Source organism: Rhodococcus sp. SORGH_AS_0303, assembly GCF_030819335.1.
In the GTDB taxonomy this organism is placed as follows: Bacteria; Actinomycetota; Actinomycetes; order Mycobacteriales; family Mycobacteriaceae; genus Rhodococcoides.
In genome coordinates, this window is the sequence record NZ_JAUTBO010000001.1 from 1,283,582 (window position 1) to 1,307,271 (window position 23,690).

General features: G+C 68.4%; 22 protein-coding genes. 10 read left to right on the forward strand and 12 right to left on the reverse strand.

All coding sequences use genetic code 11. From position 1 onward, the window contains the following. Window positions 1-4: 4 nt before the first annotated feature. From QE449_RS05975 to QE449_RS05995, 5 genes are read right to left on the reverse strand one after another with little or no spacing between them, the layout of a single operon-like run. Window positions 5-967 carry an aldo/keto reductase gene (locus QE449_RS05975; protein WP_307108448.1) on the reverse strand — a complete coding sequence of 321 codons (963 nt, stop codon included), beginning with the start codon at window positions 965-967 and terminating at the stop codon, window positions 5-7. Continuing rightward, complete coding sequence (locus tag QE449_RS05980) at window positions 964-1,797, reverse strand: ATP-binding cassette domain-containing protein (RefSeq protein WP_307108449.1); 834 nt, start codon at window positions 1,795-1,797, stop codon at window positions 964-966. Before QE449_RS05980 ends, QE449_RS05975 begins: the two co-directional genes overlap by 4 nt. After that, on the reverse strand, window positions 1,794-2,621 hold the full coding sequence (locus QE449_RS05985) for an ABC transporter ATP-binding protein (RefSeq protein WP_051613142.1): 828 nt from the start codon (window positions 2,619-2,621) through the stop codon (window positions 1,794-1,796). The genes QE449_RS05980 and QE449_RS05985 overlap by 4 nt, the downstream gene beginning before the upstream one ends. A gap of 1 nt (window position 2,622) precedes the next feature. Beyond that, the gene (locus QE449_RS05990) at window positions 2,623-3,564 is read right to left on the reverse strand and encodes an ABC transporter permease (RefSeq protein WP_042575606.1); all 942 of its coding nucleotides are present in this window, start codon (window positions 3,562-3,564) and stop codon (window positions 2,623-2,625) included. After that, entirely contained in the window at window positions 3,565-4,599 is a 1,035-nt protein-coding gene (locus tag QE449_RS05995) for an ABC transporter permease (RefSeq protein ID WP_307108450.1), read from the reverse strand. A 241-nt stretch (window positions 4,600-4,840) separates the two neighbouring features. Here QE449_RS05995 and QE449_RS06000 point away from each other — a divergent pair, with 241 nt between their 5' ends. The 5 genes from QE449_RS06000 to QE449_RS06020 all read left to right on the forward strand — a co-directional run bounded on the left by QE449_RS06000 (window position 4,841) and on the right by QE449_RS06020 (window position 11,304). Further along, window positions 4,841-6,418 (forward strand): ABC transporter substrate-binding protein, encoded by a 1,578-nt coding sequence (locus tag QE449_RS06000; protein ID WP_307108451.1) that lies wholly within the window; start codon window positions 4,841-4,843, stop codon window positions 6,416-6,418. A gap of 14 nt (window positions 6,419-6,432) precedes the next feature. Next, window positions 6,433-7,614 carry an exo-alpha-sialidase gene (locus QE449_RS06005; protein WP_307108452.1) on the forward strand — a complete coding sequence of 394 codons (1,182 nt, stop codon included), beginning with the start codon at window positions 6,433-6,435 and terminating at the stop codon, window positions 7,612-7,614. Further along, complete coding sequence (locus QE449_RS06010) at window positions 7,602-8,285, forward strand: SDR family NAD(P)-dependent oxidoreductase (RefSeq protein ID WP_307108453.1); 684 nt, start codon at window positions 7,602-7,604, stop codon at window positions 8,283-8,285. The genes QE449_RS06005 and QE449_RS06010 overlap by 13 nt, the downstream gene beginning before the upstream one ends. Before the next feature lie 76 nt (window positions 8,286-8,361). After that, a complete protein-coding gene (pdxA, locus tag QE449_RS06015) occupies window positions 8,362-10,527 on the forward strand; it encodes a 4-hydroxythreonine-4-phosphate dehydrogenase PdxA (RefSeq protein ID WP_307108454.1) in 2,166 nt (721 codons plus the stop codon). 9 nt (window positions 10,528-10,536) lie between these two features. Then, window positions 10,537-11,304, forward strand: a complete 768-nt coding sequence (locus QE449_RS06020; RefSeq protein WP_285184611.1) for a DeoR/GlpR family DNA-binding transcription regulator — start codon at window positions 10,537-10,539, stop codon at window positions 11,302-11,304. Window positions 11,305-11,389: 85 nt separating this feature from the next. On the opposite strand, the gene QE449_RS06025 is transcribed toward QE449_RS06020, so the two are convergent. The 6 genes from QE449_RS06025 to QE449_RS06050 all read right to left on the reverse strand — a co-directional run bounded on the left by QE449_RS06025 (window position 11,390) and on the right by QE449_RS06050 (window position 17,649). Beyond that, window positions 11,390-11,638: a LuxR C-terminal-related transcriptional regulator gene (locus QE449_RS06025; RefSeq protein WP_027504894.1), complete on the reverse strand. Its 249-nt coding sequence runs from the start codon at window positions 11,636-11,638 to the stop codon at window positions 11,390-11,392. A 214-nt stretch (window positions 11,639-11,852) separates the two neighbouring features. Next, entirely contained in the window at window positions 11,853-12,662 is an 810-nt protein-coding gene (locus QE449_RS06030) for an alpha/beta fold hydrolase (protein WP_307108455.1), read from the reverse strand. A 5-nt stretch (window positions 12,663-12,667) separates the two neighbouring features. After that, window positions 12,668-14,107: a GntP family permease gene (locus QE449_RS06035; RefSeq protein WP_307108456.1), complete on the reverse strand. Its 1,440-nt coding sequence runs from the start codon at window positions 14,105-14,107 to the stop codon at window positions 12,668-12,670. A gap of 28 nt (window positions 14,108-14,135) precedes the next feature. After that, complete coding sequence (locus QE449_RS06040; protein ID WP_037184881.1) at window positions 14,136-14,768, reverse strand: bifunctional 4-hydroxy-2-oxoglutarate aldolase/2-dehydro-3-deoxy-phosphogluconate aldolase; 633 nt, start codon at window positions 14,766-14,768, stop codon at window positions 14,136-14,138. After that, complete coding sequence (locus tag QE449_RS06045; RefSeq protein ID WP_307108457.1) at window positions 14,765-16,375, reverse strand: amidohydrolase family protein; 1,611 nt, start codon at window positions 16,373-16,375, stop codon at window positions 14,765-14,767. Before QE449_RS06045 ends, QE449_RS06040 begins: the two co-directional genes overlap by 4 nt. A 2-nt stretch (window positions 16,376-16,377) precedes the next feature. After that, window positions 16,378-17,649: an amino acid deaminase gene (locus QE449_RS06050; protein ID WP_307108458.1), complete on the reverse strand. Its 1,272-nt coding sequence runs from the start codon at window positions 17,647-17,649 to the stop codon at window positions 16,378-16,380. Window positions 17,650-17,776: 127 nt separating this feature from the next. Here QE449_RS06050 and QE449_RS06055 point away from each other — a divergent pair, with 127 nt between their 5' ends. Genes QE449_RS06055 through QE449_RS06075 form a run of 5 tightly spaced genes read left to right on the forward strand, consistent with a single transcriptional unit; the run spans window position 17,777 to window position 22,031 of the window. After that, window positions 17,777-18,793, forward strand: coding sequence for a sugar kinase (locus QE449_RS06055; protein WP_307108459.1), 1,017 nt, complete (start codon window positions 17,777-17,779; stop codon window positions 18,791-18,793). Then, the gene (locus QE449_RS06060; RefSeq protein ID WP_307108460.1) at window positions 18,790-19,554 is read left to right on the forward strand and encodes an IclR family transcriptional regulator; all 765 of its coding nucleotides are present in this window, start codon (window positions 18,790-18,792) and stop codon (window positions 19,552-19,554) included. Before QE449_RS06055 ends, QE449_RS06060 begins: the two co-directional genes overlap by 4 nt. Next, entirely contained in the window at window positions 19,551-19,952 is a 402-nt protein-coding gene (locus QE449_RS06065) for a RidA family protein (RefSeq protein WP_027504901.1), read from the forward strand. Before QE449_RS06060 ends, QE449_RS06065 begins: the two co-directional genes overlap by 4 nt. 33 nt (window positions 19,953-19,985) lie before the next feature. Further along, window positions 19,986-21,329 carry a DUF2254 domain-containing protein gene (locus QE449_RS06070; RefSeq protein WP_307108461.1) on the forward strand — a complete coding sequence of 448 codons (1,344 nt, stop codon included), beginning with the start codon at window positions 19,986-19,988 and terminating at the stop codon, window positions 21,327-21,329. 21 nt (window positions 21,330-21,350) lie between these two features. Continuing rightward, window positions 21,351-22,031: a DUF998 domain-containing protein gene (locus tag QE449_RS06075; RefSeq protein WP_307108462.1), complete on the forward strand. Its 681-nt coding sequence runs from the start codon at window positions 21,351-21,353 to the stop codon at window positions 22,029-22,031. On the opposite strand, the gene QE449_RS06080 is transcribed toward QE449_RS06075, so the two are convergent. Beyond that, window positions 21,993-23,681, reverse strand: a complete 1,689-nt coding sequence (locus QE449_RS06080; RefSeq protein WP_307108463.1) for an alpha/beta-hydrolase family protein — start codon at window positions 23,679-23,681, stop codon at window positions 21,993-21,995. The two genes, QE449_RS06075 and QE449_RS06080, sit on opposite strands and share 39 nt — an antisense overlap. Between the last annotated feature and the right edge of the window lie 9 nt (window positions 23,682-23,690).

Sequence of the window (23,690 nt, forward strand, 5' to 3'; positions counted from 1 at the left end):
TTTCCTATCGGTTGTAGGCAGGCATCGGACCGCGCAGTGCCGCACCGACCTCGTCGCACGCGGCGACGACGTCGTCGGACAACGGACCGCGGCCCAGTGCGTCGATGTTGGCCTGCAGGTGGCTGGTCTTGGAGCCGCCCAACAGAATCGGTCCGGTGAGGGGCTTCGATCGCAACCAGCGCAGGGCGAGCTCGGTGAGCGGCATGCCGGCGTCCGACGCCACCGCGGACAAGCGCGTGATCGCGTCGAAGATCTGGGTGTTCCAGTACCGCTCGCGGTACATCTCGGCCAGCCGCGAATCGCCGAACCGTCCCTCGCCGGGAGCTTCGTCGAACGAGTGCTTGCCGGTGAGGAGTCCGCCGCCCAACGGGTTGTAGACCATCGTGGTGATACCGCTGACGGCGGCGAACTCGGCGTACTCCTCCTCGACGCGGCGGGCCAGCAGGTTGTAGAGCTGCTGCGCGACGACGGGCCGCGGCGCACCCACCTCGTCGCACACGCGATTCACCTCGGCGATCTGCCAGGCGGCGAAATTCGAGACGCCGAGCGCTCCCACCTTGCCCTCGGCCACGAGCTTCGCGACGGTCCCGAGGGTGTCCTCGAGCGACGACGCGCGGTCGGGCTGGTGCAGGTAGAAGAGGTCGACGTGGTCGGTGCCGAGCCGGCGCAGGCTGGCCTCGAGTCCGAGCCGCAGCCCCTCGGGCGACAGGGGCGAGTGGCCGTCGGCGTCGCCGAGGAACATGCCGCCCTTGGTGGCGAGGGTGATCTCGTCGCGTCGACCGGCGAGCAACTGCGCGAGGATGCGTTCGGACTCTCCGCCCGCGTACCCGTTGGCGGTGTCGATGTGGGTGATGCCGGCGTCGAGTGCCGTGTCGAGCAGAGCGCGCGACCCGTCGAGATCGACAGTGTCACCGAAGGTCATGGTGCCCAGCACCATCGGGCCGAAAGGCAGGGAGCCGAACATCATGCGGGTACTCCAGAGGTAGGTGCCGGTCGACCCGACAGAACGTAGCGCGGCTTGACGCCCTCCATCGTGGAGGGGTCGAGCGCCGCGGCGCGCAGTGCCGCCGTGTACGGGTGCTGCGGGTTGGTCAGAACGTCTGTGGTGGCGCCGCTCTCGACCACGCCGACCTTGCGCATCACGACGACGTTATCGCTGATCTCCCGCACCACGCCGAGGTTGTGCGAGATGAAGACGTACGTGATGCCGGTGTCGTGCTGGATGGTGCGCAGCAGGTCGAGCACCTGCGCCTGCACCGACACGTCGAGCGCACTGGTGGCCTCGTCGCACACGAGGATCTCGGGTTCGGACGCCAGGGCACGCGCGATGCCGATGCGCTGACGCTGGCCCCCCGAGAACTCGCCGGGACGGCGGTGCAAAGACGACGCCGGCAGCTGGACCTGGTCGATCAGCTCGGCGGCACGTCGGGCCCGGTCCGCCTTGGAGCGAACACCTTTGAGGCGCAGCGGCTCACCGACGATGTCGACGGCCGTGAGATGCGGATCCAGCGAACCGTACGGGTCCTGGAAGACCATCTGCACGCGCGAGCGGAAGGGCTTGAGGGCCCGCTCCTTCATCCCGGCGATGTCGACCCCGTCGACGAGGATCCGTCCCGACGTCGGTGTCAGCAGCCGGACGATGGCCTTGGCGATGGTCGACTTCCCGCAGCCGGACTCGCCGACGATCGCGAGGGTCTCGCCCTTGTCGACGCTGAAGCTGACACCGTCGACAGCGCGGAAGGTGCCGGTGGCGACGGGATACTCGACGACCAGGTCGTCGACGGTCAACAGGCTCATGCCGGGACTCCTTGATCGGCGGGTGCGCCCGACCAGGTGCCCAGCTGGGGGACCGCGTCGAGAAGCTTCTTGGTGTAGGCGTTCTGGGGATTGCGGACCATCGACTGGGCGTCGCCGCTCTCGACGAACCGGCCCGACTTCATGACGTGGATCCGGTCGGACATCAGCCGGGCCACACCCAGGTCGTGGGTGATGAGCAGCATGCCGATGCCGGTGCGCTCCTGCAGTTCGAGCATGAGGTCGAGGATGCTGGCCTGGACGGTGACGTCGAGTGCACTGGTGGGCTCGTCGGCGACGATGAGGTCGGGATCGGCGGCCAGGGCACATGCGATGAGGACACGCTGCAACATGCCGCCCGACAACTGGTGTGGGTACCTGTTCAGCTGGTCCGCCGGGTTGACGATGTGGACCTGATCGAGCAGCTCGACGGCGCGGGTGGTCTGCGCGGACTTGCCGCGGACACCGCTGTGGTGGATGGCCTCTCGCAGCTGCGACCCCACCGTGTGGACAGGGGAGAGGGCCGTCATCGGGTCCTGGGGAATCAGGGCGATGTCGGCACCTCGGATCTTCCGCAGCGCCTTGTCGTCGCCGAGGATGTCGGTGCCCTTCCAGCGTGCGCGGCCGGAGAGGACCGCGAGATCGTCGGGCAGCAGCCCCAGGATCCCCATCGCGGTGGTCGACTTGCCGGAGCCGGATTCGCCGATGATGCAGACGGTCTCGCCCGGCGCGATGTCGAAGGAGACCCCGTCGACGGCGCGGACGATGCCGTTGTCGGTGACCAGCTCGATCTGCAGTTCGTCGACGGTGAGCAGTGACTCGGTCATGTCAGGCCTTCTTTCCCGAGATGGCGAAGCGCCCCAGCAGAGCCTTCAGGCCCGAGCCGGCGGGACGGTCGCGCAGACCGTCGCCGAGGAGGTTGACGCCGATGACGAGGAGCACGATGACGAGGCCCGGCAGGGTGACCAGCCACCACGACGTCGTGATGTAGTCCTGTCCGTCGGAGATGATGCGGCCCCACGTGGCGAACGGCCGCTGCGGTCCGGCGCCCAGGTAGCTCAGGGCGGACTCCAGGAGCACCGCCTGGGCGAGGAGGAGCAGCACCACCAGCGAGGTCTGCTTGATGACGTTCGGGATGATGTGGCGGGTGAGGATGGCGACCTTGCCGAGTCCGAGTACCCGCGACGCGGCGACGTAGGGCTTCTCGCGCTCCACGAGCACCAGAGAGCGTGTCAGGCGAGCGATTTCGGGCCACTGGGCGATCGCGATGACGAACGTGATGACCGGGATGGACGGCCCGAAGAGGGCGACGACGAGGAGCAGCATCATGAGCAGCGGCAGGGACAGCTGCGCTTCGAGCAACCGGCTGATGACGGTGTCGACCCAGCCGCCGAAGTAGCCGGCCATGGAGCCGAGGGTCAGGCCGATGAGTCCGGAGACCAGCACGGCGAGGATGCCGACGAGCAGTGACACCTGGCCGCCGTACAGAACGCGGGCGAGCAGGTCGCGTCCGAGCTGATCGGTTCCGAACAGGTGGCCGTCGGTGAGCGGTGCGAGACGGCGGGCACCGAGGTCGGTGGCGTCCGGATCCTGCAGCGGCAGTACGCGAGCGAACGCGACGGGGAGGATCACGACGAGTGCGCAGACGCTGCCCACCCAGATCTTCAGTCGGCTGTCGCGGGCGCGCCGAGTGGAGCCTGCCTTGGCGATGTCCTTCGCGGTGACCGCCGACGGGCGCTCCGCCTGCGGGGGCTCGAGTGTTGTGGTCATCTAGGACGTTCCCTTCCCCAGGCGGACACGGGGGTCCAGAAGCGGGTAGCAGAGGTCGACGAGGAGCTGGACGAGGACGGCGAGCACCGCGGTGACGAGCACGGTGGCCTGGATGAGGGGGTAGTCGCGGGTCTCGAGCGCGCGGACGACGAGCGATCCGACACCGGGCCAGGCGAACACGACCTCGACCACCACGACACCGTTGAGCATCGACGCGAAGCGTGTGCCGAGGGCAGTGAGAACTGGGATGGACGAGTTGCGCAGGGCGTAGCGCCAGATGAGTTTCCGCTCCGACACACCGCGTGCGCGCGCCACCGTCGCGTACTGGGACCCGAAGGCGCCGACCATCTCCCGACGCACCATGCGGGAGATCAGGGCGATCTGCAGGATGGCGACGGTGACCATGGGCAGGACGAGCGACGACCACGTGGCGAAGCCGGCGGCCGGGAAGATCGGGATCACCACGGCGAAGATGGTGATGAGCATCAGGCCCGTCCAGAAGTCGGGCATCGACTGTCCGGCGATCGTGACGACGTTGGCGCCCAGTTCGCGGCGGGTGTCCGCGCGGCGTGCCATCCAGACGCCGAGGGGGATGGCGAGCAGTGTCGTCAGTCCGATCGAGGCGACGGTGAGCGTCAGTGTGTAGGGGAGGCGATCGAGCACCACGTCGAAGGCGGGCGCCTGGAACGAGTACGACGTTCCGAGATCGAGCTGCAGCAGTCCCTGCAGGTACTTCAGGTACTGCGTGATGATCGACTGGTCGAGACCCATGCTCTGGCGGATCCGCTCGATGTCCTCGCTGGAGGCCAGCGGGCCCGCCATCGCGTAGGCGGGATCGCCGGGTGCGAGACGGATCAGCACGAACACCGTGGTGAGCGTCAGGAAGATCGCGAGCGCGCTCTGACCGAGCCGCTTGACGATGTAGCGCGCCGTGCCCGCGGACTTCGACTTCGTCTTCGCGGGTTCGGCGGCCGGCACGTCGGCGGGCGTGATCATGCCGGCGGTCACCGGGTCACCGTCCGTCGGACCGCGCATGTGTTCGTGGTGTGCATCGAACGACCTTTCGGGAGACGCCTCTGCGCTGGCTGGTCACGAGCGCGGGCTTCGATGTAACTCAGCTCACAATGGCACTTGTGCGCGAATCACGCAAGTAGCAATTCGTAGTTGCGTGTTGTGTGCAGACCTGCGTACAGTCCAGGTGTGCTTGCGGTCACAGTGCAGCTCCGCTCCTGACCCGCAGCCCTCATGACGCTCGAAGCTCGAAGAGAGGTCGACGATGACCAGATCGCCGTTCAACCAGCAGTTCTCCCGCCGCAATCTCCTGCGCGGCGGGATGCTGCTCGGTGGTGGCGTGGTGTTGGGCGCGGGTGCCAGTGCGTGCGCCACGCCTACCGGCACACCGGGCCCGACCACGGTGAGCCTGGCGCTCAACAGGTCGCTGGTGAGCCTGGACAACAAGCTCAACCAGTTCGACGCCGCCCTCACGGTGCAGCGCGGCGTGCGCCAGGCCCTCACCGAGATCGACGCGAACCTGAAGCCGCAGCTCGTCCTCGCCGACCGCTTCGATCTGGTCGAGCCCACCCGCTGGTTCGTCCACCTGCGGCAGGGTGCCGTGTACTCCGACGGCTCGCCCGTGCAGGTGCAGGACGTCGCCACGGCCATCCGGATGTACAGCGAGGTCGACGGATCGTTCGTCGGCGGCTTCTTCCCCGAATGGCCGACGGTCGAGCAGATGGACGACACCAGCTTCTCGTTGCTGACCACCAAGCCCGTTCCGGTGCTCGACTACCTGATGTCCAACATCCTCATCACGCCGGCGGCCGACAACAAGCCCGAGGAACTGCAGACCGGGCTCGGCTCCGGCCCGTACGTCGTGACGTCGGCTGACCGCGGTACCGGCAACTACACGCTCGAACGCAACACCTCCTACTGGGGCCCGGCGCCGAACATCGAGACGGTGCGCGTGCGCTTCGTCCCCGAGGAGTCCTCGCGCGTCGTCACGCTGCGCAGCGGCGAGGTGGACGTCATCGACTCCATCACGCCCGACGCGGCGGACCAGCTCGAGGGCCTGTCGAACGTCGTGGTCGATCGTGTCGACGGCGTGCGGCTCAATCAGCTCTTCTACAACTTCCGCAAGCCTGCCGACCATCCGCTCGCCGATGCTCGGGTGCGCCGCGCGCTGACGTACGCCATCAACGGTTCGGCGCTGATCGACCAGGTGATGCAGGGATCGGCGACCGCGTCCAAGGGCGTCATCCCGGCGATCCTCGACGGCGCTATCGAGACCGGGGAGTACACGTACGACCCGGCACGGGCGCGTGGCGAGCTCGACGCGCTCGGCATCTCCGATCTGCAACTCAAGATCATCTGGGAGTCCGGCGAGTTCGCGGCCGACACCGACATCATGGAGTCGGTCGTCCAGATGTTCTCGGCGATCGGCGTCCGCACCACATTGCAACAGTTCGAGCCGGGCGGCGACATCATGCAGTGGCGTCAGGGCAAGGCGGGCGACTGGGACATCCTGGGCAACGGATTTCCAAGTCCGACCGGGCTCGCGATCACCATCATGCAGGGCATGTACGCCGGCACCCCGGAGAAGGAACAGACCCGAGACACGTACCACGGGTACATGTTCCCCGAGATCGCTGCGGCCATCGCGCGTGCTTCCGAGGAGGTCGACGAGACCCGACGCACTCAGCTTCTCGCCGACGCGCAGCGCCAGATCTGGGACACCGTGCCCTGTCTGTGGTCCTTCGTTCCCAAGTCGGTGATGGCGCGTCGCGAACGCATCCAGGATGTGACCCTGCGTCCCACCAACTCCTACAACCTGTCCGCCGCGACACTCGTCCGTTGATCGAGGAGATCCCCGTGACCACCACACTGGATGCCGACGGCATCGTCCGCCCCACCGCCGAGCCCGGGCGCCGTGATGCGCTGTTGACCCCGCCCGAGGTGCAGAACCACGCGGCCAATCTGGCTGTGCTGCCGGACGGTTCACTTGCGTGCGTCTGGTTCGCCGGCACACAGGAGGGCGTTCCGGACATCAGCGTGTGGTTCTCCCGACGGGACGGCGACGAGTGGTCGCAGCCGATCCGGCTGTCGGACGACGGGACGCGGTCGGAGCAAAATCCCGTGCTGAACGTGCGTGAGTCCGGTGAGATCTGGCTGCTGTGGACCTCGCAACACGCCGGCAATCAGGACACCGCACGGGTGCTGCGGCGGAGCTCGCCCGACGGCGGGCGCACCTGGGGCGAGACCGACGTCCTCATCCCGGAGACCGAGGCCGGTGGCGTGTTCGTGCGCCAGCCCATGGTCACGCTGCCGTCCGGCCGAATTCTGTTGCCCGTCTTCCACTGTGTCCGCATCGAGGGACGCAAGTGGGTGGGCGACCGCGATTACTCCGGCGTCATGGTGTCGGACGACGACGGTGCCACGTGGCGCGAGGTGGTCGTTCCCGACAGCATCGGCTGCGTCCACATGAACATCGGCCGCCTGTCCGACGGCCAGCTCGTCGCGCTCTACCGCAGCCGGTGGGCGGACCACGTCTACCGTTCCGTCTCCGACGACGACGGTGACACGTGGAGCGCTCCCGTCCCCACCGAGCTGCCCAACAACAATTCGTCGGTGCAGTTCGTCGTGCTGGCCGACGATCGACTCGCCCTGGTGTACAACGAGTCCAGTCGTGAGGACGCCACGGCGCGTCGACTGTCGCTGTACGACGAGATCGACGATCACGGCATCGCGGACAAGCAGGAAACGGTCGAGGAGGACTCGCCTCTGGACGACGGCGACCCGCGGCATGCCTTCTGGGGCGCACCCCGAGCCCCGATGGCCCTGGCGATCTCATCCGATCGCGGTGTCACCTGGCCGGTGCGCCGGAACCTCGAGGAGGGCGACGGGTACTGCCTGTCGAACAACTCCCGCGACGGACTGAACCGCGAGTTCTCGTACCCGTCCATCGTGGCCGACGGCCCGACGCTGCACGTGGCCTTCACGCGCTTTCGTCAGGCCATCGAGTACTGCGAGGTGCAGCCGGAGTGGCTGTCGTGAAGCACGCCGTCGTCACGGGCGTCAGCTCCGGAATCGGTGCGGCCACGGCAACCTCGCTTCTCGACGACGGGTGGCGTGTCACCGGGCTGAGTCGTCGGAAACCGGAGATCGAGCACGAGAACCTGACGTGGGTCGAGTCCGACCTGGGTGATCTGGACTCGGTGGCGGAGATCGCGTCGGGTCTGTCCGCGGTCGACGCCGTCGTTCACGCTGCGGGACTGCAGCGTTCGGCTCCGCTCGGGTCGCTGAACGTCGACGACCTCCGCGACATGTGGCAGGTCCATGTCGCCGCGGCCGAGGTCCTGGTGAACGGCGTGGTCGACGCTCTGGAACCCGGTGCCCGAGTCGTTCTCGTCGGAAGTCGCACCATGACCGGCAATGCCGGCAAGAGCCAGTACGTCGCCACGAAGTCCGCGCTGACGGGCATGGCACGGTCGTGGGCCATGGAACTGGTGTCCCGCGGCATCACCGTCAACGTCGTTGCGCCCGGGCCCACGGACACCGCCATGCTGGGGGATCCGTCGCGCGCGCACACTCCGCCCAAGCTCCCGCCTCTCGGAGCCTTCATCGACCCGTCGGAGGTCGCGGGGCTCATCCGCTTCCTGCTCGGCCCTCTCGGCCGCAACATCACCGGCCAGGCGATCGTGCAGTGCGCGGGAGCGTCGTTGTGAACCACCTGCGCGAAACACGCAATTGGGCTACAGTTGTATGCGTGGTTCGCGCAACAAGGGGAAGGGTGGTACGAGGATGACCTCACTCGTCGTACTGGCCGACGACCTCTCGGGCGCCGCGGAGGTCGCCGGGGTGTTCCTCGACCGCACGTCCGATGTGTCTCTGACCCTTGATGCCGTGATCGGTTCCGCCACAGTGTCTGTCGTGGACCTCGATACCCGAGCGCTGGCTGCCGAGCAGGCGGAATCGTTGGTGTCCTCTGCACTGCGTTCCGTACCCGCAGGCGCACGCGTGCTCGCGAAGATCGACTCGCTTCTGCGCGGGAACGTCGCCGCCACGGTGCGCGCGTTGTCGGTCCGCGGGCCGGTGGTCGTCGCGGGCGGTCTGCCACTGCTGGACCGCGTCGTCCGTGGCGGCGTGCTCCACGTCGACGGAGCGCCGCTGGGCGACACCGACCTGTGGCACGCCGAGTCCGGCGAGCCCCCGGAGTCGGTGCCGCACATGCTCGATGCTCCGCTCGTCACCATCGACACGCTCTCCGGCGCGGCCGGGGTCGTCGTGTGCGACATCGAGTCCGACGCCGATCTCGATGCGGTGGTGGCGGCAGTGGCGGAGAGGCCCGACATGATCCTGGTGGGTACCTCGGCCCTCGCTGCCGCCGTCGCCCGCGGTCTCGACGGGTCGGCCGAGCCTCGGACCGTTGCTTGCACAGGCGATCCCGTCCTCGTCGTCGTGGGCACCGCCTCCTCGGTCGCCGTCGAGCAGGTTCGTCGTCTCGTCGAGGACGGGGTGCGGCTGCTCACCGTGGACGCGGGTGACGTGCTTGCCGGCCTCGCCGACGCACGGGAGCTCTCCTCCGCCCTGCGTGACGGCTCGGTCGCGCTCACCGTGACCGGGTCCGTGGACGTCGCGCGTACCCGTGACCTGTCCGTCACCCTGGCCGAGTACGTCCGAGCCGGCACCGACGGACTGTCGGTCGACCTCGCCCTCACCGGCGGTGAGACGGCACGGGCCGTCATCACCGCGCTCGGCATCGACACCCTGCGCCCGCTCGGGCATGTGCACTACGGCGCTGTCGTGTCCGTCGACCCGCGGGGCCGACGCGTCGTCACGCGGCCGGGCAGTTTCGGTGACCGAGACAGCCTGTCTGCCATCCACTCCTACCTCACCGGCGGCTCGCCGGACACCACGCTTCGACCGAAGGGCACAGCCATGACATCGACCGATCTCCCGACCCTCGACCTGCCCGTCGTGGCCCTGACGATGGGCGACGGCGCGGGCATCGGCCCCGAGGTCATCGTCCCCGCCGTGCTCGACGCCAAGGTGGCGGGGTGGTGCAAGCCCGTCGTCATCGGTGACGCGGCGCGTCTGCGACTCGCGGCCGACGTGCTGGGTGTGCAGTGCGACATCGTCTCGATCGAGCGCATCGCTGATGCCGAGTTCACCAGCGGGCGCATCAACGTCATCGACCTCGGGTTGCTGCCCGCGGATCTGGCCTGGGGCGAGCTGTCCGCAGTGGCGGGACATGCTGCCTACGAATACATCCGTGTCGCAGCCGAACTGGCCGTCGCAGGTGACGTCCAGGCGATCTGCACCGCGCCGCTCAACAAGGAGGCGCTGCACGCCGCCGGACACATCTTCCCCGGTCACACCGAGCTGCTCGCGCACCTCACCGGTACCGAGGAGGTGTCGATGATGCTCTCGACGCCCAAGCTCAAGGTCATCCACGTGACCACCCACATCGGACTGCTCGACGCCGTCGCGAAGATCGAGCCGGGTCTCGTCGAGCGGACCGTCCGCCGCGGGTACGAGGCGCTGGTGCGATCGGGCAACAGCAACCCGAAGATCGGCCTGTGCGGTATCAACCCGCATGCCGGCGAGAACGGCCTGTTCGGGTACGGCGAGGAGGATCAGAAGATCGTGCCGGCCGTCGAGAAGCTGCAGGCCGACGGAATCGACGCCGTCGGACCGCTGCCCGCCGACACCGCCTTCTTCCTCGCGGGTCGCGGTGACTACGACCTCATCGTCGCTATGTACCACGACCAGGGCCACGGACCGGTCAAGGTTCTCGGCATCGAGGCCGGCGTGAACATCACCGTGGGACTCCCCGTCATCCGTACCTCCGTGGATCACGGCACCGCGTTCGACATCGCGGGCAAGGGCATCGCCGAGGCCGGCAGCATGGTGGAAGCCCTGCGACAGGCCGCCGAACTGGCGACCAGCACCGCCGACGTCGGCTAGGTTTCGGGTATGGCGCTCAGGGAGTCACAGGCGCGGCGCGCGGAGATCGTCCGCCTGGCCAAGACGAGTGGTCTGGCGAGTGTGGAAGACCTGTCCGTGCAGTTCGGCGTGACGGCCTCGACCATTCGTCGGGATCTGTCGCAGCTGACCGCCGAGGGGCTTCTCGCGCGCACCTACGGTGGCGCGATCGCGCTCGACCCACACCCCGAGTCGTCGCTGCGACAGCGTGCGGTCGAGGGCTTCGACGCCAAGCGTTCGATCGCGAAGTGGGCTGCGGGAGAGGTGCGCCCGGGCGAGACGGTGCTTCTCGACGCCGGCACCACCGTCGGTGCCATGGGGGAGTACCTCCGTGACTCGACGGGCCTCACGGTCATCGCCGCGGGTCTCACTGCGCTCGAGGCGCTGGCGGATGCCGACGACGTCCGCGTCGAGTGCCTGGGCGGTACGTTGCGTCACCTGTCGCAGGGATTCGTCGGGCCGCTCGCCGAGGCGTCGTTGGCACGGGTGTCCTTCGACCGCGCCTTCCTCGGTGCGGACGCGGTCACCGCCGACCGCGGCATCTGCGAGGCCGAGCTGGAGCAGACGCGGCTCAAGGAGTTGATGATCGAACGCGCCGGCACGGTCTACGTGCTCGCGCACGCGGCGAAGCTGGGTCAGCGTCCGTTCCACGCCTGGGCACCACTCCCCGAGGGCGTCACCCTGGTCACGGATGCCGGCGCGACCGAGGAGCAGGTGCAACCCTTCCGCGATGCCGGGTTCATCGTCGTCGTGGTGTGACCGGTGGAGGTTCTGCTCCCCTCGGCGCCCTGTCGCGCGGGATCCCGCCGATAGGTGGCGTGAGCGGAGCGAAAGCACCAGCGGATTACAGCTCGTCCAACCCCACGTGACCGTCCTGCAGTGCTCGGGCGACCAGCGAGGCCTTGGACCCGGCCGAGCGGCCTACCGCCTCGTACTTCTCGCGAATGCGCGCGATGTGGGTGTTGACCGTGGCGGGGGAGATGAAGAGCGACCGTGCGACGGTGCCCTTCGAGTCGCTGATGATCCACGCCCGCAGGACCTCCACCTCCCGCACGCTGAGGGCCGGTCTCACGATGTCGTCGTCGGTCATCATTGCCTGCATCTGTATCGGTCCCCCTGCTCGACGCAGCAGCGCTGCGCTGCTGTTCTGGGAGGACCGTACGTTTTGTTCCGGGCAGCTCGGTAGCCACGACTTCGGGGGCCCCCGACGTCGGGGGCATGCTTCGCAGAGCTCACCATCTGCGGACTGTGACCGGTCCATGCAATCAGACGACGGGCATCTTCACTGTCCGTCGCGCAGACGACAGTCAGTACCCGATGCCGCGCAGGAAGGTCAGCACGGCCTCGTTCACCTCACGTGGACGGTCCATGTTCGCGGCGTGGCCGCTGTCGATCAGCGCGACCTGACCCTGCGCGGTGTCGCGCGCGGTGACAACTGCGTGATCCGAGGGCCAGAACTGGCTGTTCCGTCCCGCGATCATGAGGATCGGTACGTCCGCGGCCCGGATGTCCGCGCGCCAGTCCTGGCGGGCGTGGTCGTCGAGAAGTGCTCTCATGGGCGGTGTCTCGGACGACACCATTCTGGGCATCGACCGCAGGCGCAGAATCAGTTTCGCGACGGGGAGGAGCGAGGCGAATGTCGAGGGTCCGTGTCCCGTGGCGGGAATGCCCTTCGCGAAGAACCCGTCGACGGTGGCGTCGGTCAGACCGTAGAAGCCGTGCGGCCACGAGGCGTCGTTGATCATCTTCGGCGTCTGATCGACCGAGACGACACCGCGGACCCTCGACGTCCCGGTCGTACGGATGTAGGACCAGACGGTGCTCGCGCCCATGGAGCCACCCATCAGCACGGCAGTCTCGACGCCCACCGCGGTGAGGAAGTTGTCGAGGTCCCGGCCGTGCCGCGCCATGGTGGCGCCGTGATCGGGTGCCTCGGAGTCGCCGTGGCCGCGCCGGTCGAGCGCGAGCACGCGATACCCGGCCCGCACGAGCGCATCCTGTTGGAACACCCACGTGGTCGCCGGAGCGCCGAACCCGGCGACCAGGACGACGACGCGACCGCTGCCCTCGTCGAGGTAGCTCAGGGTCACGTCGTCGTCCGTCACGAAGGTGGGCATGATCGTCAGCTTACGATCGCGAACAACACCCCTGCCACGGCGAAGCTGACGACCGACAGCACGGTCTCCAACACGGTCCACGTCTGCAGCGTCTGCTTGACGGTGAGGTTGAAGAACTTGGCGATGATCCAGAACCCGCCGTCGTTGACGTGGCTCAGGATGATGGAGCCGGCAGCGATGGCCATGGCGATGAGCGCGACCGACATCTGCGAGTAGTCCTGCGCCGCGACGAGCGGTCCGACGATGCCACCGGTCGTGACGATGGCGACGGTGGCCGACCCCTGCGCGATGCGCAAAGCGCAACTGATGATGTAGGCGAGCACGATGATCGGCAGTCCCGCCGCGGACATGGTGTCCGCGAGTGCGGTGCCGATGCCGGTGGCCGAGATGACCTTGCCGAAGAACGCGCCGGCCCCGACGACGAGGAGCAGCATGCCGACCGGGCGGAGCGATTCGCCGGTGAGAGTGGACAACTCCTGCACCGTCGAACCGCGGCGGATGCCCAGGACGTAGAACGCGATGAGCACCGCGATGAGCAGAGCGACCGCGGGGGTGCCGAAGAACGTGAGGACCTGGAGCAGGTTGCCCTCGTCGAGCAGAATGGTGCCGAACGTGGCGCCGAGGATGAGCACCAGGGGCACCGCGATGATGGCGCCGATGGTCGCGACGGACGGGGGAGTGGTGACCACGGGACGCTTCGTCTCGACGGCGGTGCCACCCGACGTGTGCGGTCCGTCGTCGTCGGCATCGTTGACGAAGTCCTCGGGCACCTCGACGATGATGCGCTTGCCGATGTAGCTGCCCCACACGAGACCTGCCGCGATGAAACCGGGGATGCCGCAGATGAAGCCCATGAGAATCAGCCAGCCCAGGTTGACCTCGAGCAGGCCGCCCAGAGCGACGGGACCGGGGTGCGGAGGCAGGAACGCGTGCGTCATCGACAGGCCCGCGAGCATCGGAAGTGCATACAACACCAACGACTTTCCGCCGTGTCGCGCCGCGACGTAGACGAGCGGGGCGAGAACGAAGATGCCGATGTCGAAGAAGACGGGGATGCCGAAGATGAGGCCGAGCAGACCCATCGCGATGGGTGCGCCGCGATCACCGAAGACGCCGAGGAGCTTGGCGGTGAGTGCCTGCGCACCACCGGACCTCTCGAGGATGGCGCCGAGAACGGTGCCCAGTCCGATGATCACGGCGATGTGGCCGAGGATGCCACCGAAGCCCGTCTCGAGAATCGAGTCGCCGCTCTTGATGGCGGTACCCACGATCTGCGACACCGGGAGACCTGCTGCGACAGCGAGTCCCAGGCCGACGATGAGGAGGGCGATGAACGGTTCGAGCTTGACCTTGATGATGACGACGAGCAGGACCGCGATCGCGATACCGCACAGAACGAGGAGTCCGGGAGTGGACGTCCTCAACCAGTCGACGACGGAACCCATGAGGTTGCCTTTCGAAGTGTGTGGAGAGTCAGCGGGAGAGTGAGTGGACGAACGAGGTGGCGCGAGCGGTGATGTCGTCCCAGAGCCCGGCCGCGACCGCGGCCGGTGGAACGACGTCGGTGCCCGCGGTGACGGCGACGGCGCCGCGGGCGAGGTAGTCGGCGGCATTGTCGGCATTGACGCCGCCGGACGGAACGAGGGGGACGTCGGGGAACGGTCCGCGGAGATCACCGAAGTAGCTGGGGCCGAACAGCTTCGCGGGGAAAACCTTCACCGCGGCGGCGCCCAGATCGAGCGCCGCCATGATCTCGGTGGGCGTGAGCGCGCCCATCATGACGGGCACGTCCCGTTCGTGCGCCACCGCGGCGACGTCGGGACGCAGTCCGGGAGTGACGAGGAAGCGTGCGCCGGCGTCGATCGCGGCGCGCGCCTGGTCACCCGTCATCACGGTGCCCGCGCCCATCACGGCGCCGGACGACGCCGCGGCGCGCAGGCAGTCCAGCACGTTGGGTGTGGTGAAGGTCAGCTCGACGGCGCGTAGTCCGCCGGCCACGAGGGCATCCGCCAACGCCGCGGGATCGGGGATGGACGGGGCGCGGACCACGACGAGCGCGCGGTCCTCGAGAATCGTCGCAAGTGCGTCATCGAAACGGGTCGTCATGAGGTTCTTCCGTGAGAGGTGCGGCGGAGGGAGCGGCCGGCGAGTGTCCCGGTAGGGACGCCGTCGCGCACGGCGAAGGAGCCGTTGACGAGAACGTGCGCGATGCCGACGGCCTGCTGCTTGGGGTGGTCGAAAGTGGCGGTGTCCCGGACGGTGGCCGGATCGAAGACCACGAGATCTGCTGCGTGGCCCTCGCGGACGAGACCACGATCGGTGAGACCGAGTCGTGCGCCGGGCCGTCCCGTGAGGTGATGGACGCAGTCCTCGAGCGACATCAGGCCCTCGTCGCGGACGTAGTGACCGAGGTAGCGCGGGAACGTGCCCCAGGCCCGCGGATGCGGACGCTCGCCCACCAGGATGGCGTCGCTGCCGCCCATGTGGTGGGGATGCACCATGATGGCGCGCACGTTCTCCTCGTGCCCGACGTGCTGCAGGATGGTGGTGCTCAACGCATCTCGCTGGAGCACGTCGAAGAACACGTCGACGGGTGCGCGGCCCTCCTCGGTCGCGATGTCGAGGACGGTCTTCCCGACGTAGCGGTCGAGATCCGCGTTCGCGACGCCGCTGAGCTGGATCGTCTCCCATTCCACCGTGACGCCGTGGCAGCCGTCCGAGCCGTAGCGATTCACGTCGTCGGTGATGCGGCGCCGCACGTCGGGATCGTCGAGACGGCCCAGCGCCGCATCGGGTCCGCCGGACATTGCCCAGCTGGGCAGCAGCGCGGACAGGGTGGTGGCGCCGGGCAGGTAGGGATAGGTGTCGAGCGTGATGTCGCACCCGTCGTCGATCGCGGCGTCGACCATGTCGAGGAACTCGCCGGCGCGGCCCTTATTTTCGCCGAAGTTCATGGTGGCGTGGGTCAGGTGCAGGGCGCAGCCGGTCTCACGGGAGAGGTCGATCATCTCCCGGTATGCGCCGAGAGCGTTCTTGCCGTAGGAGCGGGTGTGCGGAGCGTAGAAGCCGCCGAACTCGGCGACGACCTCGCACAGCGCGCGAAGTTCGCCCGTATCGGCATACATCCCGGGCGTGTAGGTCAGTCCGCTGGACATTCCGACTGCGCCCTCGGACATGCCTTGTGCCACCAGCTCTCGCATGTGCTCGACCTCGGCGGCGGTCGCAGGACGCTGATCCGCCCCGACCGCCAGATATCGCAGCGTTCCCTGCGGCACCAGGTACGCGGCGTTGGGGGTGATGCCCCGGTCGAGCCGGTCCAGATACTCGGCGACCGAGCGCCACGTGATGTCGAGATCGGTGGGATTGCCGTTCCACCCGGAGATCTGACGGCGGATCACCGCGAGCGTCTCGTCGGAGACGGGTGCGTAGGAGAGGCCGTCCTGACCGAGCACCTCGGTGGTGACGCCCTGGGTGATCTTCGGAACGTGTCCAGGTGCGGTCAGCAGGCCGAGGTCGGAGTGGGCGTGCATGTCGATGAAACCCGGTGCGACGACGTGGCCCCGTGGCACGTCGACGACGGTCTGCGCGTCGGCGACAGTGCCCGGTGCCGCGACCCGCGTGATGCGTCCGTCGTCGACGAGAACGTCGGCGCGGACTCGGTCGGACCCGGTGCCGTCGACGACGTCACCGCCGCGAAAGAGGATGTCCGCCATGATCAGAAGAGGGTGTGGACGAGGTCGACGATGCGCGGGTTCGCCGCGTCGGCGTCGTCGACGACCGGAAGCAGACGCCACTTGTCGAACGCCGTGCAGGGATGCGACAGGCCGAGCCGTGCGACCGTCCCGACGGGAACGTCGTCGCGGGCCGTGCCCGGCGTCCGGAGGAAGGCGTGCTGATCGTTGAGCGCCGAGATGTGGTGCCCCGCCTCCGCGTCCCGGCCGCCGATGCGCTGCGGTGTCGGCAGCCCCTCGTCGAACGGGAAGTCACGCTTGCCCGCATCGAGCAGTGCGAGTTCGGGTTCCGGACGCGACACCACCCGCGCCCAGCCGTGCATCGCGGAGGACAGGTGCTCCTCGCCGACGCGGGAGGCGATGAGCGGGGAGATGTCGGCGTAGAAGCCGTCGTCGTGCACCACGTAGGCGCCCGAGCGCAGCACGACGGCTGTGTGCTCGTCGACGACCGACGAGAGCCGCTCGACCACCAGGTCCTGGTAGGCGCTCCCGCCCGCGGTGACGATCGCCCGTCCCTCGTACAGGCCGTCGGCGGCGAGACCGGCGTGCAGGGCGGCGACCTCGTCGAGGTAGGCGCGCACGGCGTCCAGACCGGCGGGTGTGCGGTCGTGGGCCAGCGCGCCCTCGTATCCGCCCACGCCCGCGAGGGTCACCGACGGCGACGAGGAGATCGCGGCCGCGACGCGTCGCGCCTCGTCCACGCTGCGTGCCCCGGTGCGGCCGTGCGGCCCACCGAGTTCGACGATCACCGGGATCGGTCGTGTCACGGCGCCCAGGATCTCCGTCATGCGTGCCACGGTGTCGACACTGTCTGCCCAGCAGACGAACTCGACGTCGTCGTGAGCGTCGAGATCCGCCGAGATCCAACGGAGCGTCACCGGGTCGATCAGGGCATTGGCGAGAAGGATGCGCTGCACGCCGAACGCGCGAGCGAGCTGCACCTGCCACCCGGTGGCGAGGGTGATTCCCCAACTGCCCGCCTCGAGCTGCTCGGCCCACAGCTGCGGCGCCATCGTGGTCTTGCCGTGCGGTGCCAGACGCATGCCGGCCGCATCGGCCCACCGCGCCATCACATCGATGTTCGACGTGAGGTGGCGGCGATCCAGCGTGACGACCGGGGTCGCGAACTCGGCGAGAGTGGGCGCCGTCGCCAGATAGTCGCGCACGGTGAGGCCCCACGCGGCGGGTGGGACGGACTTGTACTCGGGGCCGAGAGTGCGGTCGTGCAGCGCCTCGACGGCAGCCTTGTCGATCATCGAATCCTCCTGCGCCGGATATGGCGCCGTAGCGTTGCGTATTTTGCAACGCTGATTGCAAACTGTGTTCGGTGTCGTTAGTCTGCAACGAACAGGGACAACTCGCAAGACATCGAAGGGAATTGATGTGAGATCACCCGGCGCGGCGACTCCACGGGTGGTGTGTGTCGGTGAGGGACTCGTGGTCATGGTCGCTCAGCCCGGCCCCCTCGAACACTCGGACACGTTCGAGCGGTCGGCCGGGGGAGCCGAGGCGAACGTCGCGCGGGTCCTCGCCCAGTTGGACGTTGAGGCGTCCTGGCTCTCGCGCGTCGGTGACGACGGCTTCGGCCGCTACCTGACGGAAACGCTGCGCGCGAGTGGGGTGGACACGTCGGCGGTGATCGTCGACCAGACCCGCACCACCGGGATGTACGTCAAGGAGCGTGGTTCGGGCAGCGGTCATGCGTCCGACCTACCCGCCGGGGAGAGCCGAATGACCTACTTCCGCAGCGGTTCCGCCGCCAGTGCGCTGTGTGTCGACGATGTCGTCGGTGCGACGCAGATGCTCGCGGCGGCCGACCTCGTGCACGTCAGCGGCATCACGCTCGCCCTGTCGGACACCGCGCGCGACGCTGCGGCCGCGCTGGCGTCGTCGCCCGGTCTGCTGAGTTTCGACCTCAACCACCGTCCCCGACTCTGGACCGCCGAGAGCGCCGATGTGGTTCTTGCAGAGCAGGTCCGACGCAGTGACATCGTGCTGATGGGCGCCGACGAAGCACACGCGGTGTTCGGTACCGGAGACCCCGACGCGCTGCGTGGCCTGTTCCCCGAGCCGCGCCGCCTGGTGATCAAGAACGACGCCCACGTGGTCGTGGGATTCGACGGCGCCGAGCGTGTCGACGTCCCGGCCCTGCGGTTGTCGGTGGTCGAGAAGATCGGTGCGGGAGACGCGTTCGCCGGTGGCTACCTGGCCGGTGTCCTCCGCGGCGACGATCAGCAGCGTGCGATCAAGCTGGGGCACCTGTGCGCCGCCGGCGCCCTCACCGCGCACGGCGACGCCGCCCATCTGCTTCCGCTGCACCGTCTCGATGCACTGGTGACATCCTCGGACGAGGAGTGGTCGAGCATCGACTACGACGCCGAGAGGGGAATCGCCGTATGAGTCAGAGTGTGTCCCGCGCGCTCAGCCTGCTCCGGGTGCTGGCGGACGGTCCGCGATCGCTGGACGAGTTGGCTGCCCACCTCGACGTGCACAAGACCACGGTCCTGCGACTGCTGCGGGCGATGGAGGCGGAGCGGTTCGTCCAGCACGACCACGAACACCGGTATCGCCTGGGATCGACACTGTTCGAACTGTCCAATCGCTCGTTGGAGCAGCGCGACATCCGGACGTTGGCGCGGCCGCATCTGGCGACACTGAACGCAGAGACCAAGCAGACGATCCATCTCGCCACCTACGAGTCGGGGGAGGCCGTCTACATCGACAAGTTCGACGCCACCCAGAGCGTGCGGATGTACTCGCGTGTCGGACGCCCGGCACCGTTGCACTGCACCGCCGTCGGCAAGATCCTGATCTCCGGACTGCCTGCGGACGAGCAACTCCGCGTCGCCCATCGCATCGAGTACACCCGCTTCACCGACCGCACCATCGACACGCCCGAGCGCTACCTCGAGGAACTGGCCCTCGTGACCCGTCAGGGATACGCCGAGGACCACGAGGAACACGAGTCGTTCGTCAACTGCATCGGCGTGCCGGTGCGCGACGGGACCGGCTCGATCGTGGCCGCGGTGTCGATGTCCGTGCCCGACATGCTGCTCGACCACGCCCGCGTCCTCGGCACCTTGCCGCAGGTGCGCGCGGTGGCCGAGACCATCTCCGCCGAACTCGGCTGGAGTCCGACCCCGACGAAGGAACCCGCATGACCGACAAGATCGCCGTCCTCACGACCGACGCGCCTGCACCCGCCCACACCTTCTCGCAGGGCGTGCGCAAGGGCCCGTTCGTCCAGGTGTCCGGGCAGGGACCCGTCGACCCGGCGACCAACGAGTACCTGTACCCCGGCGACGTCGCGGCGCAGACCACGCGGACGCTGACCAACGTCAAGGCCATCGTCGAGGCGAGCGGTGCAACCTTCGACGACGTCGTGATGCTGCGGGTGTACCTGACGAAGCGTGAGGACTTCGCCGTCATGAACGAGGCGTACGGCGCCTTCGTGCTCGAGCATACGAAGGGTGACGTCCTGCCCAGTCGCACAACGGTCTTCACAGGACTCCCGCGCGAGGAGATGCTCGTCGAGATCGACGCGATCGCGGTGGTCTGACACGTCGACCCACCGTCAGGGCACCATGAACCCATGAGACGACGGTGGGTACGGCTGCAGGGCACGTTCTGGTTCGTTCCCGCGGTCATGGGCGTCGTCGCCGTCGTCCTGGCTCAACTCCTGGTCGCCCTGGACCGGTGGCTCCTCGATCGGGGCATCGGGATCGGCGGGTCGCTGCTCTATCACGTGGGCGCGAGTGGCAGCCGGGACATCCTCGGCGCCATCGGCGGGTCGATGCTCGGCGTGGCGGCGACGTCCTTCTCCATCACCATCTCCGTTCTCGCGACGGCCAGTTCGACCTACGGCCCGCGACTGGTGCGGAACTTCATGGCGGACCGCGGGAACCAGGTGGTGCTCGGCATCTTCGGAGCGACCTTCCTCTACGCACTGATGGTGCTGCGCTCGATCCGGTCGCTCGACTCGGACGGCGACGTCTTCGTACCCGACATCGCGGTGAACGTCGCCGTGCTCCTCGCGGTGCTCGACGTGGGCGTCCTGGTGTACTTCATCCACCACATAGCCCAGTCGATCCAGGTGGCGACGCTGTCCTCGCGAGTGCGCGACGAACTCTCCGCAGCCGTCGACGAGCTCTACCCGACGGAGCCGCCGCCCGACGCGGCGTCGGATTCCGAGGTGACGCTGCCCGAGCACGTCGACACGGTGCGTGCTCCGCGTTCCGGAGTCGTCGTCGACGTGGACGAGGACGCGGCGTTGTCCTCGGCCGTCGACGCCGATGCCGTCGTGGTGCTGCTCTGCAGACCGGGTGAGCACGTGATCGAGGGAGACGCCATCGCGGAGTTCCGACGGTGGAGCGGATCCGCCTCCGCGTCGCACCTGCGCGAGATCGAGTCCGCGGTCGAGATCGGCGACGAGCGGACTCCGCAGCACGACATCGAGTTCGCCGTCGAGCAGCTGGCCGAGATGGCGGTGCGGGCTCTGTCCTCGGGTACCAACGACCCGTACACGGCTCGCAATGCCCTGGACGATCTGTCCGTCGGGATGGCGACTCTCGTCGGCCGTCCGCCGCCGTGTGGTGCCCGGACCGACGATGCCGGGACGGTACGGATCGTTCTGCGTCGGGTGCCCGTGGTCGACCTGATCGACCACGCACTCGGCGCGGTACGGATCTACGCGATGGCGAGCCCCATGGTGGTCGCTGCCGGTATCCGGATGGCGGAGCGGCTCGGTGCGGCAGCGACCGCGACCGCGTCGATCGACCGCGTCCGGTACCACCTCGACCTCCTCGACGAGGCGTGTCGGCGGGAGATGACGGATCCGGCAGGGCGGGCCTCGTGCCTCGACCAGATCGACCGTGCGCGTGAGCGTCTCCCGACGGTCGCCGTGTCCGGCTCACCGTCAGGCACAGTGGAGTCGTAGATCCGCTGCCGAAAGGACCCTGTGCAGACCCGCCTCGCCTCCCTCGGGCTTCTTTCCATCCTGCTCGGCGCCGCGACGGTCGTCGTCCTCGATGTCGTCACCGCGCTCGGGTCGCCGTCGCATCTGCGCCGCACCATCAGCGAGTACGGGTTGGGCGCGCAGCAATGGGTGTTCACGGCCGGGGTGCTGCTCCTCGCCGTCGGGTCCGGCGCCGTTCTCGTCGCTGCCGTCCGGCGGTCGTTACTGCGCGCGTCGTCGGTCGCCGCGGTGGCGATGACACTGTGGACGGTGGGACTCGTCGCCGTGGTCGCGGTTCCCAAGCAGGACTGGAGCAACGACGCGACGCTCGGACTCGGCGGCGCGGTGCACCGCGCGGGCGCCGCGGTCGCGTTCGTCAGCATCCCGGTGGCAGTGATCGCCCTCGCCGCGCGGTGGATCCGGTCGAGCGAGTGGGCCCGTCACGCCCGACGGACGTTCGTGCTGGGTGTGCTGTCCGTCGTGGCCATCGCGCCCATCGGGTACGCGTTGCTCGTCGGCATGACCACCTCGACACCGTGGTACCGCGTCGTCACCCTCGGCCACGTCGAACGGATCCTCGTCGTCGTGGAGGTGATCGCGCTGATCTCGCTCGCGTGGTGGGTCCGCGCGAGCGCGCTCAGGGAGTCACCGCATCGCGTCGGTGACGCGGTCCACCAGCTCTGAGTCGTCGACGTCCAGAATGGGCGCCCACATGGAGGCCGCATCGGCGCCGTAGGCGTGACCGTGGCCTTCCGGCACCTCGGCGGCGAGCGCCATGTCGAGCGTCACCTGCCAGAAGGTGACGAGAGGGATCCACGTCATCCCCTTGTCGACGTCGACGCCGCGCGGCTCCCGGAGCCAGTCCGGCTTGCCGAACAGCAGGTCGAACGACCACCATACGATCGGATCGCTCGGGTGCTGCCAGTACACGATGCGCGGGCTCTCCCAGTCCACCAGACCGGGTGCGTCGAGATCGGACGGCTCCGCGGCGAAGCGGACGTTCTGCCCGCCGTAGATCACGGGCATGATCTCGGGGCTGCCCGGGTCCCGTGAGTCGGTGACACGCGACCACTGCTCGGAGAAGTTGGGCGTCCCCACCCACAGCGCGCCGTCGGTGCGCGCCAGCATGTCCTGCACTCCGGAGAAGGCGTCCTGGCCGCCGTACGACCCGAGCGATTCACCGAACGTGAGGAGCTTCGGGCGGTCGTTCTCGGGACGGTCCTGCACGCGCTGGTAGACGGCCTCGAAGACGGCGCGGCCCGCGATGAGCGGGGTGTCGCGATCGGCGAGGAACGCCAACGGACTGGGCAGGTACGAGTACTGGACCGCCGCAATCGCCGTGTCGCCGCCGGCGAGGTACTCGAGTGAGGACGCGACGGACGCGTTGACCCACCCTCGACCGGTGGTCGTCGCGATCGCCAGGTACTTGCGATCGAAGGCGCCGGTTCGGTCCAGTTCGGCGACGAGTCGGTCGGCGAGCGAGTCGACGGTGTCCCGGCCGAGGCCGAGCCCGTCGGCGTCGACGGACTTGCGTCCCGCATAGACCCGGATCGGGGTGAGGGCGGGCCGTCCCGTGACGGATGCGATCTGGTCCGACGTCGGGCCGCCCGCGACGAAGGTGCGCCCCTCGCGGCCCAGGGTGTCCCACTCCTCGTTCGACTCGGGCGAGCCCGACCGTTCGGGCGCCGACGGCGGTTCCACGCCCTCGGCGCTCCCGGTGTCGGCCGCAGCGGCGGACCCGTTGGAGATGCGTGAGATCCCGGTGGCAAGGAGCCCCTCGACGGCGAACACCAGCACCACACCGACGGCGACGACGGCGAGACCGCGCGAGACGGGCGGCGGGAGAACACGACCGATCAGTGCGATGAGAAGGTCTGTGACGCGGCGGATTCCGCGTGCCAGCGTGATCACCAGGACGACGACGATCGCGGCGACGACGAAGACTCCGGCGTAGTCCCACGACTGGCTCGGTTCGATGCCCACGAGTTCGCGGGAGATGTTCTGCCACCACGCCCCGAGGACTAGGAACAGCGGGAGCACGACGACTGCGGCGGCGCCGATCGCGTACCAGCCCCACCGCCTCAGTCGTTCGGGCCACTCGCGAGTGAGCTCCATCCGCCGGACGCCCCACACGACGAGAACGCCGACGCCGTAACCGCATGCGACCGAGAGGCCCGTGGCGACGGCCTGCAGGTACCACGGTCGGGGGAGAAGCGACGGGGACATCGACCAGCAGTAGAAGACCAGTCCGACGACGAGGCCGATCGGCTCGAAGCGGGAACACCACCGCCACAGTGCGGTGGCAATGCGTCCTCGCTGGTCCTTCGTGGTCACCGGGTGAGT